We start from the raw sequence: 13,079 nt of genomic DNA, 5'->3' as shown, positions 1-13,079 counted from the left end.
CCCGTCTCCACCGAAGTTGGGTTCACCGACCCGGGAGGACACGTGCCGGAAGTTCTGCGCGTCAGCGTGCTCGGGCCGGTCCGTGCCTGGATCGGCGAGCGCGAGATCGACCTGGGCGCGGCCCGGCAGCGGGCGGTGTTCGCGGTGCTCGCGGCCCATGCGGGCCGCCTCGTCGGCCGCGACGAGCTGATCACCGCGATCTGGGGTGACTCGCCGCCGGCGACCGCGGCGGGGAGTGTCTACACGTACGTCTCGGGGCTGCGCCGGGCCCTGACGCCCGGTCTTCTGACGTCGGCCTCCGGCGGCTATCTGCTGCGGATCGAGCCGCGGGATCTCGACGTCGACCGCTTCCAGCATCTGCGCGCCCAGGCGGCCGAGCTGCTGACGGCCGGCAACAACCGCGAGGCCGCCGACCGGCTCGACGAGGCCCTCGAGCTGTGGCGCGGCGACGCGTACGCGACGCTGGCCGGCCCCTTCCTCGAGCTGGACCGCCAGCGCCTGGCCGAGCTGCGCCTGGCCACCGCCGAGCAGCGCGCCCGCATCCTGCTCGACTCCGGCGGCGACGACGGCCTCATCGCCGAGCTCACCGGCCTGGTCAAGGACAACCCGCTGCACGAGCCGCTGCAGGAGCTGCTGATGCGGGCCCTGCACCGGGCCGGCCGGCACGCCGAGGCGCTCGAGGTCTTCCGCACCGCGCGGCGCACTCTGGTCGCCGAGCTCGGCATCGAGCCCGGCCCGGCGCTGCGCGAGCTGCAGCGGCAGGTGCTGGCCGGCTCGGCCGAGGAGCCGGCCGCGCTGCCGGTGCCCGAGCCGCTGCGCACGGTGGTGCCGACCGCGGTGGCCAAGGCGCTGCGCGACGGTCTCGCGGCCCGCGACTGGTTCGGCCGCGAGACCGAAATAGATCAGCTACGCGGGCTCGTACGGCAGCTCGCGGCCGGCGCCGGCGGCGCGGTCTGGATCGAGGGCGAGCCCGGCATCGGCAAGACCGAGCTGCTCACCCACGCGTTCGCCGACGCGGCCCGCTGCGGCTGCCGGGTGGCCTGGGGCGCGGCCGACCAGCTCGGCTCACGGGTGCCGCTGCAGGTGCTGTCCCGGGCGCTGGGCCTGGAGTCGGCGTCCCGCCGCCCGCGCAGTCCTCTGGCGGAGCCCGACGTCGCCGAGGACCAGATCGTCGCCGCGGTGCGCGCGGCCTGCGCAGCCGGCCCGCTCATCCTCGTGGTCGACGACATGCAGTGGGCCGACAGCGCCACGGTCCGGGTCTGGGATCGGCTGCGTGGGCTGGTCGCGCGGCTGCCGCTGTTGCTGGTCGCGTCGTCGCGGCCGGGCGAGCGGGCCGCGCCGCCGCACGCCCTGCGCCTGCGCCCACTTCCGGCCGCCCAGCTCGACCGGCTGGTGGCCGCGCTGGTCGGCGCCCCGCCCGGCGACAACCTGCGGGCGTTGGTGGCCCGCTCGGGCGGCAACCCGCTGTTCGCCCGTGAGCTGGTCGGCGCGCTGCGCCAGCGCGATGTCATCGAGGTCGCCGGCGGCCGCGCCGACATCGGCCCCGAGGTGACCGTCGAGCCGCCGCGCACGCTGATGGCCGCCGTGCACGCCACGCTCGACCTGCTCTCCGGCCCGACCCGGGAGGTGCTGCGGCTGGCCGCGCTGCTCGGCTCGGAGTTCTCGGTCAGCGAGGTGGTCGCGGTGACCGGCCGCTCGGCGCTCGACCTGGTCGGCGCGCTGGAGGAGGCGCTGGCCGCGAGCGTGCTGGTGGACAGCGGCACCGACCTGGCATTCCGGCACGCGTACCTGCGGCAGGCGCTGGTCGGCAGCGTGCCGCCGGCGCTGCGGGCCGGCCTGCACCGGCACGCGGCCGAGGTGCTCGCGGCCGGCGGCAGCCCGGTCACCCGGGTCGCCGAGCAGCTGGTGGCCGAGACGCCGGCGGTCGACACGTGGGTGCTCAACTGGCTGCTGGCCCACCACGCCGAGGTGGTGCGCCGGGCGCCGCAGATCGCCGGCGACCTGATCCGCCGGGCGCTGCGCACCGACCTGCCGTCCGCGGCGCAGCGGGGCGTGCTGCTGGTCGGGCTGGTCCGCCTCGAGTTCCGCCGCGAGCGCTACCCGATGACCGAGGCCGAGGAGGCGATGAGCCTCGCCACCGATCCGGCCGACCGCGCCGAGATGCGGCACCTGCTCGCCACCATGCGGCATCGCAAGGGCGAGGAGTCCGAGGCGGTCGCGATGCTGCGCGACGCGATGGACGACCCGCGGGTGCCGACGATCTGGCGCACCCGGCACCGGGTGTTGCTGGCCAACTTCCGCCGCGGCGACCTCGACGACCTCGACCGGGCCGAGCGGCGGGCGCGGGAGGTGCACGCCGAGGCGGTGGTGGCCGGCCAGCCGTACGAGACCGCGTTCGCGCTCCAGACGATCTGGCTGACCAGCTCGATCCGCCGCGATCACGAGCGCGCGCTGCGCCACGTCGACGAGGCCCTCGACGTGGTGGCCGGCCGCACCGACCTGGCCGGCACGTACTTCGACCTGCTCGACAACCGCCTGTTCTCGCTGCAGAACCTCGACCGGCTCGACGAGGCGCAGAGCACGCTGCGCCGGGCCGCCGAGTTCGCCGCCGAGCACCGCCTGCCGGCCGGGCTCCAGGTGGCGACGGCGGTGCAGGACTACTGGCTGGGCCGGTGGGACGAGGCGCTGGCCGAGGTGTCGGCGGTGACCGAGGACGGCCCGGGCATCACCCTGCACGGCATGCGCGAGCCGGGCGCGGTGACCATGCTGCTGCACGGGGTGGCCGCGCTGATCGCCCTGCACCGGGACGCCCGCGACCTGGCCGCCGCCCACCTGGATGCGGCCGACGCCGTGCCGGCCAGCGAGGCGGAGCGGGAGAACTGCGACTTCCTGCTGGTGGCGCGGGCGCTGGCGGCCGAGCAGCGAGGCCGCACGACCGAGGCGCTGGAGGTGCTGGCGCCGCTGCTCCAGCCGTCGTACGCGCCGATGATGCTGCGCCACCAGTGGCTGCCGGACGTGCTGCGGCTGGCCCGCCGCGAGTCCAGGATGGACATCGCCGAGCGGGCGGCCGAGATCTGCGCGGCCGAGGCGGCGCACGAGGTGAGGCCGGCCCGCGCGCACGCCGCCCATCTGCGCTGCCAGTCGCTGCTGAGCGGCGACCCGGGGCCGGCGCTGGCCGCCGCCGAGCACTACCGGCGGGTGGGCCGCCGGTTCGAGCTGGCCGCCGCGCTCGAGGACGCGGCGACGGTCAGCGGCGAGCGCCCGGACGAGGCGTTGCGCATCTACACCTCGATGTCGGCGCGCTGGGACATGGCGCGCATATCGAGCGCTGTCGTTTAATCTCGGCAGGTTCCCGCTGTACGCCGCTGCGACGCGTGCGTTTCTGATTGGTTCTGTCGGGAGACCTTGACAGGAAAAGTTTGATAGTGCGTGAATGTGTTTCCAGGCGGTTACTCCCCGATGTCTCATCACCGCTAAGGAGCACACAGTCATGCCTACATACCGGGGTCTTTTGCGCCCTGCGGCCGTCACCCTCAGTGCGGCCCTGCTTATGCTCAGTGCCTGCGCCAAGTCCGAGGATTCCGGTTCGGACACCGCCGCCGCGCCACCGAGCGCGGCCGCACAGGTCGCCCAATCCGCCGATCCCGGCGCCGCGACCTGCACACTCGACCAGTACGGCGCCACCAAGGTCGACCTCAAGACGGCCAAGGTCGGCTTCTCCCAGTCGGAGAAGGAGGCCAACCCGTTCCGCATCGCCGAGACCCAGTCCATCAAGGACGAGGCGGCCAAGCTCGGCATCGCCAATCTCACGACAACGAACGCGAACTCCCAGTTCAACAAGCAGATCAGCGACGTCGAGCAGATGATCGACTCCGGCGTGCAGCTGCTGATCATCGCGCCGCTCAACTCGGACGGCTGGGACTCGGTGTTCGCCAAGGCCTCGGCCAAGAAGATCCCGATCGTCACGATCGATCGCAAGATCAACGCCACCGCCTGCAAGGACTACCTGACCTTCATCGGGTCGGACTTCGCCGAGCAGGGCAAGCGCGCCGCGGACGAGATGGCCAAGGCGATGGGCAACAAGGGCAAGGTCGCGATCCTGCTGGGCGCGCCCGGCAACAACGTGACCACGCTGCGGACGAGCGGCTTCAAGGACGAGATCCAGAAGGTCGCTCCGGACATCAAGATCGTCTTTGAACAGACGGGCAACTTCGCCCGTGAGGACGGGCAGAAAGTCACCGAGCAGCTGCTGCAGTCCAACCCGGACATCAACGGCATCTACGGCGAGAACGACGAGATGGCGCTGGGCGCGATCACGGCCCTCAAGGGCGCCGGCAAGAAGGCCGGCGACGTGAAGGTCGTGTCGATCGACGGCACCAAGGGCGCCGTGCAGGCCATTGTGGACGGCTGGGCCTCGGCCGTCATCGAGTCGAACCCGCGCTTCGGCCCGCTCTCGTTCTCGACGGCGGAGAAGTTCTTCGGCGGTGCGCCGGTCGGCCAGGACATCATCATCGAAGACCGGCAATACGACGAGAGCAACGCCAAGTCGGACATCTCCAGCGCGTACTGATCGTCAGCATCGGAGGGCGGATCGCCGCCCTCCGATGTTCGTCCGTGTTCTCCAGGCCCACTCCCCGGCAAGGAGCGGAACGTGACCGCACATCCCCGACGGTTCCTCACACTCCTGGTGGCGGCGCTGACCGCGTCGGCCGGCACCCTGATCGCCACCACCTCGGCCGCCTCGGCGTTCGCCCCCAAGACGCCACCCCTGACCACCCCGTGGACCTCGCAGGTCTCCACCAGCAACCCGCTGCCGGAATATCCCCGTCCGCAGCTCACCCGCGCCGACTGGCAGAGCCTCAACGGCATCTGGCAGTTCGCCGGCGCCTCGAACATCAATATCCCGCCCACCGGGCAGACGCTGGGCGAGGAGATCCTCGTGCCGTACCCGATCGAGAGCGCGCTCTCCGGGATCATGCGGCGCCAGGACTACTCGTACTACCGGCGCACCTTCACCGTTCCGGCCGGCTGGTCGGGCAAGAACGTGCAGCTCAACTTCGGCGCCGTGATGTGGCAGTCGAAGGTCTGGGTGAACGGCGCCCTCTTGGGCACCCACGAGGGCGGATACGACAAATTCTCGTACGATGTAACTAATGCCCTTAAATCCGGCGTAAACGAGATCATCGTCGGCGTCTGGAACCCGGTCGAGACCCAAGACATCCCCGTCGGCAAGCAACGGATCTCCCGAGGGGGCATCTTCTACACGCCGTCGAGCGGCATCTGGCAAACCGTATGGCTCGAGCCGACCAACGCCGCCCATATCACCCGCCTCGACACGACGCCCAACGTCGCCGCCGGCGCGCTCGACCTGATCGTGCAGGCTGCGAACGCGAGCGGCCAGAGTGTCACGGCCCAGGTCCTTAGCGGTGGCGCGGTGGTCGGCACGGCGACCGGCACTGTGGGCGGAAATATCCGGATTTCGGTTCCGAACGCGCACCTCTGGTCGCCCGGCGATCCCTTCCTGTACGACCTGCGGGTCACGCTCGGGACCGACGTGGTGGGCGGCTACTTCGGGATGCGCTCGCTCGGCAAGGCGATGCTCGGTGGGGTGCTGCGGCCCACGCTGAACGGCAAGTTCGTCTACCAGCTCGGCACCCTCGACCAGGGCTACTGGCCGGACGGCGTCTACACCGCGCCGACCGACACCGCGCTGCGCTTCGACCTCGAACAGCAGAAGGCCATGGGCTTCAACATGGTCCGCAAGCACATCAAGGTCGAGAACGACCGCTGGTTCTACTGGGCGGACCGGCTCGGGCTGATGGTCTGGCAGGACATGCCGGCGCTGGCCAGCGGGCGGGAGCCGTCGACGGCCGGGCGCACGCGGTACGAGAAGGAACTGCGGGCCATGGTCGACCAGCACAAGGGGATCACCTCGATCGTGCAGTGGGTCCCGTTCAACGAGGGCTGGGGCGAGTACGACGCCGGCCGGATCGCCGACCTGGTCAAGAGCTGGGACCCGACCCGGATGGTCAACCACGACTCCGGCTCGAACTGCTGCGACTCGGACCCGGACCCGGGCAACGGCGACGTGATCGACGACCACGTCTACGTCGGCCCCGGCATGACCCGCCCGCCGACCGCGACGAGATTTGCGGTCAACGGCGAGTACGGCGGCCTCGGGCTGCGGACCGCCGGGCATGAGTGGCCGACCAGCGGCAAGTTCGCCTACGAGTGGCTGAATGACTCAAATGCCCTGACAAATCGATATGCCCAAATTACTTCGCGCCTCGTCGATCTGATCAACACCAACGGCCTGTCCGGTTCGGTCTACACCGAGCCCACCGACGTGGAGGAGGAGCTCAACGGCTTCTACACCTACGACCGGCAGGTGGCCAAAATGGACCTCGCCCGGGTGCGTGAGGTCAACCTGCGCGTGCTCGGCGCGGCCACCGGCGCCACGCTGTCGACCGGCAAGCTGGTGTCCCTGCGGGTCACGACGGCCGGCTACACCAACCGCTACCTGCGGCACGCCAACGGCGGGGCGCGCACCGACGTGATCTCGGCGGCCGGCACCACGACCGACCGCCAGGACGCCAGCTTCTGGGTCCGGCCCGGCCTGTCGAACAGCGCCTGCTACTCGTTCGAGTCGCGCAACTTCCCCGGTCAGTACCTGCGGCACCGCGGCTACCGGGTCTACAAGGAGGCCAACGACGGCGGGTCGACCTACAACGCCGACGCCACCTTCTGCGCGCGCCCCGGCCTCTCCGGCGGCGGCACCTCGCTCGAAGCGTCCAACATGGCCGGTTACTACCTGCGGCACCGCCGCGAAGAGATCTGGATGGACCAGAACACCGGCGGATCCTTCAACGACGACGCGACCTGGGCCGTCGTCGCGCCGCTGTGGCGCAGCGGCGCCGACCTGACGGTGGGCCAGAACCGGTCGTTCCGGGTCACCACCGCCGGCTATGACACCCGCTACCTGCGGCACCGCGACGGCCTGGCCCGCACCGACGTGATCACCACGAGCAGCTCGGCCACCGACCGGCAGGACGCCACCTTCACGGTCCGCGCCGGTCTGGCCGACAACAGCTGCTTCACGTTCGAGTCGGTCAACTACCCGGGCCAGTACCTGCGGCACGCCGGCTACCGGCTGCAGAAGGCGAGCAACGACGGGACGACGACGTTCCAGCAGGACGCCACCTTCTGCGCGATGCCAGGCCTCAACGGCGGCAGCGGAAATGTCTCCCTCGAGTCCTTCAACTACCCGGGCTACTACTGGCGGCACTACGCCGAAGCCGTCTACATCGCCACCAACGGCGGCGGCAACACCTGGGACGCGACCGGCAGCTACGCCGCCGACGCGACCTGGAACAACGCGAATCCACTGGGGTAAAGATGCTGGAAGTCCTCGACGTCTCCAAGATATTTCCCGGGGTGAGAGCCCTCGACGGAGTCTCGTTCCGCCTGCGGGCGGGAGAGGTGCACGCCTTGGTCGGTGAGAACGGCGCCGGCAAGTCCACATTGATCAAAGTGCTCACCGGGGTCTACCAACCGGACTCCGGCGAGCTGCGATACCGGGACGAGCCGGTGCAGTTCGCGACGCCGATGGACGCCCAGCACGCCGGAATTTCCACGATCTACCAGGAAGTGAACCTCATCCCACTGATGAGCGTGGCCCACAACCTGTTCCTCGGCCGCGAGCCGAGGAACAGGCTGGGCCTGCTCGACGAGGCGCGGATGCATCGCGAGGCACGGGAGATCCTGGCCGGCTACGGCGTCACCGCCGACGTCCGGCTCCCGCTCGGCACACTCGCGCTCGGCGCCCAGCAGATGGTCGCGCTGGCCCGGGCCGTGATGATCGACGCCAAGGTCGTGATCATGGACGAGCCCACCTCGTCGCTCGAGCCGCGCGAGGTGGAGACGCTCTTCGGAGTCATCCGCGAGCTGCACGCCCGCGGGATCGGCATCATCTACGTCAGCCACCGGCTGGACGAGCTCTACCGCATCTGCGACGCCGTCACGATCCTGCGCGACGGCAAGGTGGTGCACACCGGCAAGCTCGCCGACCTCGAACGGATCCGGCTCGTGGCCCTGATGCTGGGCCGCGAGATGTCCGAAGTCAGGCGGGAGGGTTCCACGGCCTTCTCCTCCGAGAACACGGGCAACGCCGATGCGGCGCCGGTCCTGCAAGTCGACGGCCTGACCAGCCGCCGCAAGCTCCACGACATCAGCTTCGAGGTGCACCCGGGCGAGGTGGTCGGGCTGGGCGGCCTGCTCGGCGCCGGCCGCAGCGAGACGATCAAGGCGATCGGCGGCGCGTACCCCCTCGACAGCGGCGACGTGCGGGTCGACGGCGTCGACCTCAAGAAACCGACCACGGTCAAGGCGGTCAAGGCCGGCATCGCGGTGCAACCGGAAGACCGCAAGGCCGAGGGCATCGTCGCGGGTCTTTCCGTACGGGAGAACATCGCGCTCGCCGTACTCCCCAAGATGTCCCGGCTCGGACTGGTCTCCGAAGCGAAGATCGACGCGGTCGTCGAACGGTTCATGACCCGCCTGCGGATCAAGGCGTCCAGCCCCGACCAGCTCGTCGGCGACCTCTCCGGCGGCAACCAGCAGAAGGTGCTGCTCGCCCGGCTGCTGGCCACCGGCCCCAAGGTGCTGCTGCTCGACGAGCCCACCCGCGGCATCGACGTCGGCGCGAAAGCCGAGGTGCAGTCGCTGATCGACGAGCTCGCGGCCGAAGGGCTCGGCGTCGTGCTGGTCTCCTCCGACGCCGAGGAGCTGATCGAGGGCGCCGACCGGGTGGTGGTTCTGCGCGACGGCGTCGTCGTCGGCACGCTGACCGGCGCGTCCGTGACCACCGAAGACCTCATGGCCACGATCGCCGCCGCGGCACCGTCGGAGGAAGCATGACCACCGCGACCCTCACCTTCGATGCGAGGGACTTCAAGGCCTGGCTGCCGAAGTACGGCGTCTACTTGGCGATCGTCCTGCTGGTCCTCTACAACATCTTCTTCACGCCGTACTTCCTGACCTGGAGCAACCTGCGCATCCAGCTGATCCAGGTCGCGCCGATCGTGATCGTGGCGCTCGGCATGGCGCTGGTCATCGGCACCGAGGGCATCGACCTGTCGGTCGGGTCGGTGATGGCGCTCGCCGCGGCTTTGATACCCCTCTATCTCGGGTACGGCGTGGCCGCCGCGATCCTCGTGTCGCTGCTGGCCGGGGTGGCGGTGGGCCTGATCAACGGCGTGCTGGTGGCCCGCGTCGGGCTGCAACCCATCGTCGCCACCCTGGCGCTGTTCGTCGGCGGGCGCGGGCTCGCGGTCGTGATCAGTGAGGGCAAGCTCAAAGACGTACGAAATCCGGATCTCATCCAACTCGGATCCGGCTACCTTCTCGGCATCCCGATCCTGGTGTGGATCGCCGCGGCGCTGGTGCTGGTCGTCGCCTTCCTGGTGCGCCGCACGGTCTTCGGCCGCCGGCTGCTCGCCATCGGCGGCAACCGCCCGGCCACCGAGCTGGCCGGCCTCCCGGTGAAGCGCGTGCTGATCACCGTGTACGTGATCTGCTCGGTGCTCGCCTCGATCGCCGGCCTGCTGTCGGTGGCCCGCATCCAGTCCAGCGACGCCTCCGCGGTCGGGCTGCTCATCGAGCTCTCCGCGATCACCGCCGTGGTGGTCGGCGGCACCCCGCTCACCGGCGGCCGGGTCCGCGTGCTCGGCACCGTCGCCGGCGCCCTGCTCATGCAGCTGGTGATCGCCACCATGATCAAGCACAACCTGCCGCCGTCCACGACCGAGATGGCGCAGGCCGTCATCATCCTGATCGCGGTGTACGTGGCGCGAGAGAGGAAGACGCGATGACCACGTCGCACGCCGCGCGAGAGAGGAAGACCCGGTGACCATGAGCATCGCCACCGGCCCCGAGACACCGGCCGCCGCCGCCGAGGACGTCCGTAAGGCCGAGCGCACCGACCGCATCGTCGGGACGATCCAGCGCCAGGGCGCGCTCGCCGTCCTCATCGTCGTCGTGCTGATCTCGATGATCGCCTTCCCGAACTTCCGCAGCTTCGACAACACCGCCACGATCCTGGTCGCGGCCGCGCCGCCGATGCTGATCGCGCTGGGCATGACGTTCGTGATCCTCACCGGCGGCATCGACCTGTCAGTCGGTTCGCTGTACGTGCTCGGCGGCGTCCTCGCGGCCTGGGCGTCGCAGTACGGTTTCGTCGCCGCGTTCGCCGCTCCCCTGCTCGTGTGCGGGCTCATCGGTGTCGCGAACGGCCTGCTCATCGCGTACACGAGAATGGCGCCTTTCATCGTGACCCTCGCCGCCCTGCTCGGCGCCCGCGGGTTGATGCGCGCGATCAGCGACGAGGGTTCCGAGACGTACCTGGTGAAGAACGACGCCTTCCGGCAGCTCGGCAACGGCTCGCTGCTCGGGATCGGCTATCAGGTCTGGCTGGTCGCGGTGCTGGTGCTGCTCGGGATGGTGCTGCTGGCCCGCACCCGCTTCGGCCACTCGGTCTACGCGGTCGGCGGCAGCGAGGACGCGGCCGCGCTGATGGGCGTGCCGGTGCGGCGGATCAAGGTGTGGGTCTACGTCATGTCGGGGCTGCTCGCCGGCCTGGCCGGGGCGATCAACGCGGCCAAGCTCGGCTCGGGCGTCACCGTCCTCGGCACCGGCATGGAGCTCGACGCGATCGCCGCCGTGGTGATCGGCGGAACCCTGCTGACCGGCGGCGCGGGCACGATCGCCGGCACCGTCGCGGGCGTGCTGCTGCTCGGCGTCATCCAGAACCTGATCAACCAGGTCGGCAACGTCAACAGCAACTGGCAGCAGGTGATCAGCGGCGCGTTCCTGGCCCTGGTCGTCGTGGCGCAGACCTATCTGGTCAAGCTGCGTAGGGTGAGTCAGTGAAGATCGGAGAACTGACCGTCAACCGGGTCGGCTACGGAACCATGAAGCTCACCGGCTGGCCGATGGGCAGCCCGCGGCCCGACCGGGACACCGCGCTGGCGATCCTGCGGCGGGCCGTGGAGCTGGGCGTCAACCACCTCGACACGTGTCACTACTACTCGCGGGACGGCGTGGCCGCGAACGAGCTGATCAGGGCCGCGCTGTACCCGTACCCGAAAGATCTTGTCCTGGTCACCAAGGTCGGCGCGCTGATCGAGGGCGACGACATCGCCAAGCCCGCGTCCGAGCACCGCGGCCTCACCCCGGACGGCCTGCGCCGCGGCGTCGAGGCCAACCTGAGCGGTCTCGGCGTGGACCGGATGGACGTGGTCAACCTGCGGATGGGCGACCGCGGCCACGACGGCACCGGCTTCGAGCCGGCGCTGGAGACGCTGGCGGGGCTGCGCGACGAGGGGCTGATCCGGCACCTGGGGATCTCCAACGTGACGCGGGAGCAGTTCGACCGCGCCCGCGAGATCACCGAGATCGTCTGCGTGCAGAACAAGTACAACATCGCCGACCGCGCGGACGACGCGCTGGTCGACGCGTGCGCCGAGGCCGGCATCGCCTACGTGCCGTTCTTCCCGGTCGGCGGCGGTTTCCAGCCGCTCGACAACGCGCTGTCCCGGGAGGGCGCCTCCGCCCAGCAGGTGGCGCTGGCCTGGCTTCTGGCCCGCTCACCCGCCATCGCGATCATCCCCGGCACCGGCTCGCTCGCCCACCTGGAGGAGAACATCGCCGCCGGGCAGCTCAGCCTCACCTAATCGACGCTGGCGGTGCCGAGCAGGTGGCCGTCGTGGTCGGCGACGCTCACCGACTGGACGTCGCGCAGCTGGATGGAGCTGGCCCCGATCACCTTGGCGTTGCCGCTCGGGGTCGGCCCCCACGCCGCCGCCTGCTCGACCGTGCCGCGCATGCTCTTGACCTGGCAGAGGAACGGGCCTTGACCGCGCAGCTTGGTCACGTCGAGCGCGATCGACACGCCCCACGTCTTCGGCGTCAGCACGGCCTCACCCGACATGCCGCTGCCCTCGGCCGCCTCGAACTGCGCGGTCACCAGTTCGGGGCTCGGCAGCACCTGCGGCGGCTGGTTCTCCCGGCTCCCGCGGATCACTCCGACCCCGATCACGGCGGCGACCAGCACCACGGCGGCCGCGGCCAGCCAGCGTACGCGGGCCATCCGGTTTTCCCGGGTGCGCTCGGCGCGCATGCGCCGCAGCAGACCCTCGACATTTTCCTGGCTCGGGCGGGCGGACAGGCTGATCAGAGGTTGCGCGCCGCCGCCGGCCGCGCGCTGGGCGTCGGGCAGGCGTTGCAACAGCTCGGGTACGGGTGCCAGCCGGTCCAACTCGTCGCGGCACTCGTCGCAGTCGCGCAGATGGGCGTCGAGCCGGTCGGTGTCCGCGTCGTCGAGGCCGCCGAGCAGGTAACCGCCGAGCAGGCGACGCAGGTCGTCGTGATCGGGGTTCACCGCAGCACCCCCATCTCCTCGAACGCCGTCCGCAACGCCCTGACCGCGTAATATGCCCGGGATTTCACCGTTCCCTCGGGCACGGACAACCGCCGCGCCGTCTCCGCCACGCTCTGCCCCTCGTAGTACATGGCCTTCACCACGGCCTGATGATCGGCGGACAGCCGCTCGAGCGCCTCGGCCACCAGCCAGCCCTCGACCAGTTGGTCGACGTTGTCCTCGGCCGGCATCGTGTTGACCGCGACCTCGTCGGCCACCAGGTGCGGGCGGCGCTGCTCGGCCCGCCAGGCGTTGGTCACCACGTTGCGGGCGATGGTCAGCAGGTAGGAGCGGGTGCGGCCCTGGTCGGTGTCGAGGTGGTCGATGTGCTTCCAGGCCCGCAGGAGGGTCTCCTGCACCATGTCCTCGGCGCGGTGCCGGTCGTGCACGTAGCGCAGGACGAAGCTGAGCAGGACCGAATAGTGCTCGTTGTAGAGCGCGGTCATCAGCTCCTCGTCGGGGCTCACCCGTCGCCTCATCCGCGCCATGCCCCTTCGCCTGCGTCCGCCGCCACTCACTTGTACACCGTCGAGGTGACGCTGGTTCGATCGGAGGCGAAAAGGGCGATGCCCGGTCCCCCTCGCCGGGACCGGGCATCGCGTCA

9 protein-coding genes are annotated in these 13,079 nt (G+C 70.4%); 7 read left to right on the top strand and 2 right to left on the bottom strand.

Annotated features, from left to right (window positions below):
* The first annotated feature begins 42 nt into the window (after window positions 1-42).
* From ACQPZX_RS02230 to ACQPZX_RS02200, 7 genes are all read left to right on the top strand, one after another.
* A complete protein-coding gene (locus ACQPZX_RS02230) occupies window positions 43-3,339 on the top strand; it encodes a BTAD domain-containing putative transcriptional regulator (protein WP_433373601.1) in 3,297 nt (1,098 codons plus the stop codon).
* A 151-nt stretch (window positions 3,340-3,490) separates the two neighbouring features.
* Window positions 3,491-4,570: an ABC transporter substrate-binding protein gene (locus ACQPZX_RS02225; protein ID WP_433373598.1), complete on the top strand. Its 1,080-nt coding sequence runs from the start codon at window positions 3,491-3,493 to the stop codon at window positions 4,568-4,570.
* 81 nt (window positions 4,571-4,651) lie between these two features.
* Window positions 4,652-7,393, top strand: coding sequence for an AbfB domain-containing protein (locus tag ACQPZX_RS02220; protein WP_433373595.1), 2,742 nt, complete (start codon window positions 4,652-4,654; stop codon window positions 7,391-7,393).
* 41 nt (window positions 7,394-7,434) lie between these two features.
* The gene (locus ACQPZX_RS02215) at window positions 7,435-8,916 is read left to right on the top strand and encodes a sugar ABC transporter ATP-binding protein (protein ID WP_433373592.1); all 1,482 of its coding nucleotides are present in this window, start codon (window positions 7,435-7,437) and stop codon (window positions 8,914-8,916) included.
* The gene (locus ACQPZX_RS02210) at window positions 8,913-9,869 is read left to right on the top strand and encodes an ABC transporter permease (protein WP_433373589.1); all 957 of its coding nucleotides are present in this window, start codon (window positions 8,913-8,915) and stop codon (window positions 9,867-9,869) included. The genes ACQPZX_RS02215 and ACQPZX_RS02210 overlap by 4 nt, the downstream gene beginning before the upstream one ends.
* Before the next feature lie 40 nt (window positions 9,870-9,909).
* Window positions 9,910-10,926, top strand: coding sequence for an ABC transporter permease (locus ACQPZX_RS02205; RefSeq protein ID WP_433384971.1), 1,017 nt, complete (start codon window positions 9,910-9,912; stop codon window positions 10,924-10,926).
* Window positions 10,923-11,729: an oxidoreductase gene (locus ACQPZX_RS02200; protein WP_433373586.1), complete on the top strand. Its 807-nt coding sequence runs from the start codon at window positions 10,923-10,925 to the stop codon at window positions 11,727-11,729. The genes ACQPZX_RS02205 and ACQPZX_RS02200 overlap by 4 nt, the downstream gene beginning before the upstream one ends.
* Here ACQPZX_RS02200 and ACQPZX_RS02195 read toward each other — a convergent pair.
* Window positions 11,726-12,436, bottom strand: a complete 711-nt coding sequence (locus tag ACQPZX_RS02195) for a zf-HC2 domain-containing protein (RefSeq protein ID WP_433373583.1) — start codon at window positions 12,434-12,436, stop codon at window positions 11,726-11,728. The two genes, ACQPZX_RS02200 and ACQPZX_RS02195, sit on opposite strands and share 4 nt — an antisense overlap.
* Window positions 12,433-12,954 (bottom strand): sigma-70 family RNA polymerase sigma factor, encoded by a 522-nt coding sequence (locus ACQPZX_RS02190; RefSeq protein ID WP_433373580.1) that lies wholly within the window; start codon window positions 12,952-12,954, stop codon window positions 12,433-12,435. The genes ACQPZX_RS02195 and ACQPZX_RS02190 overlap by 4 nt, the downstream gene beginning before the upstream one ends.
* Window positions 12,955-13,079 lie beyond the last annotated feature (125 nt).

The sequence above is a fragment of the Actinoplanes sp. CA-142083 genome (assembly GCF_050942195.1).
GTDB lineage: Bacteria > Actinomycetota > Actinomycetes > Mycobacteriales > Micromonosporaceae > Actinoplanes.
This window is presented reverse-complemented; position numbering and strand designations above follow the sequence as displayed.

Coding starts and splice junctions, on each gene's coding strand:
- ACQPZX_RS02225 (WP_433373598.1), top strand. CDS start 3,491: ATGCCTACATACCGGGGTCTTTTGCGCCCTGCGGCCGTCACCCTCAGT.
- ACQPZX_RS02210 (WP_433373589.1), top strand. CDS start 8,913: ATGACCACCGCGACCCTCACCTTCGATGCGAGGGACTTCAAGGCCTGG.
- ACQPZX_RS02205 (WP_433384971.1), top strand. CDS start 9,910: ATGAGCATCGCCACCGGCCCCGAGACACCGGCCGCCGCCGCCGAGGAC.
- ACQPZX_RS02190 (WP_433373580.1), bottom strand. CDS start 12,954: ATGAGGCGACGGGTGAGCCCCGACGAGGAGCTGATGACCGCGCTCTAC.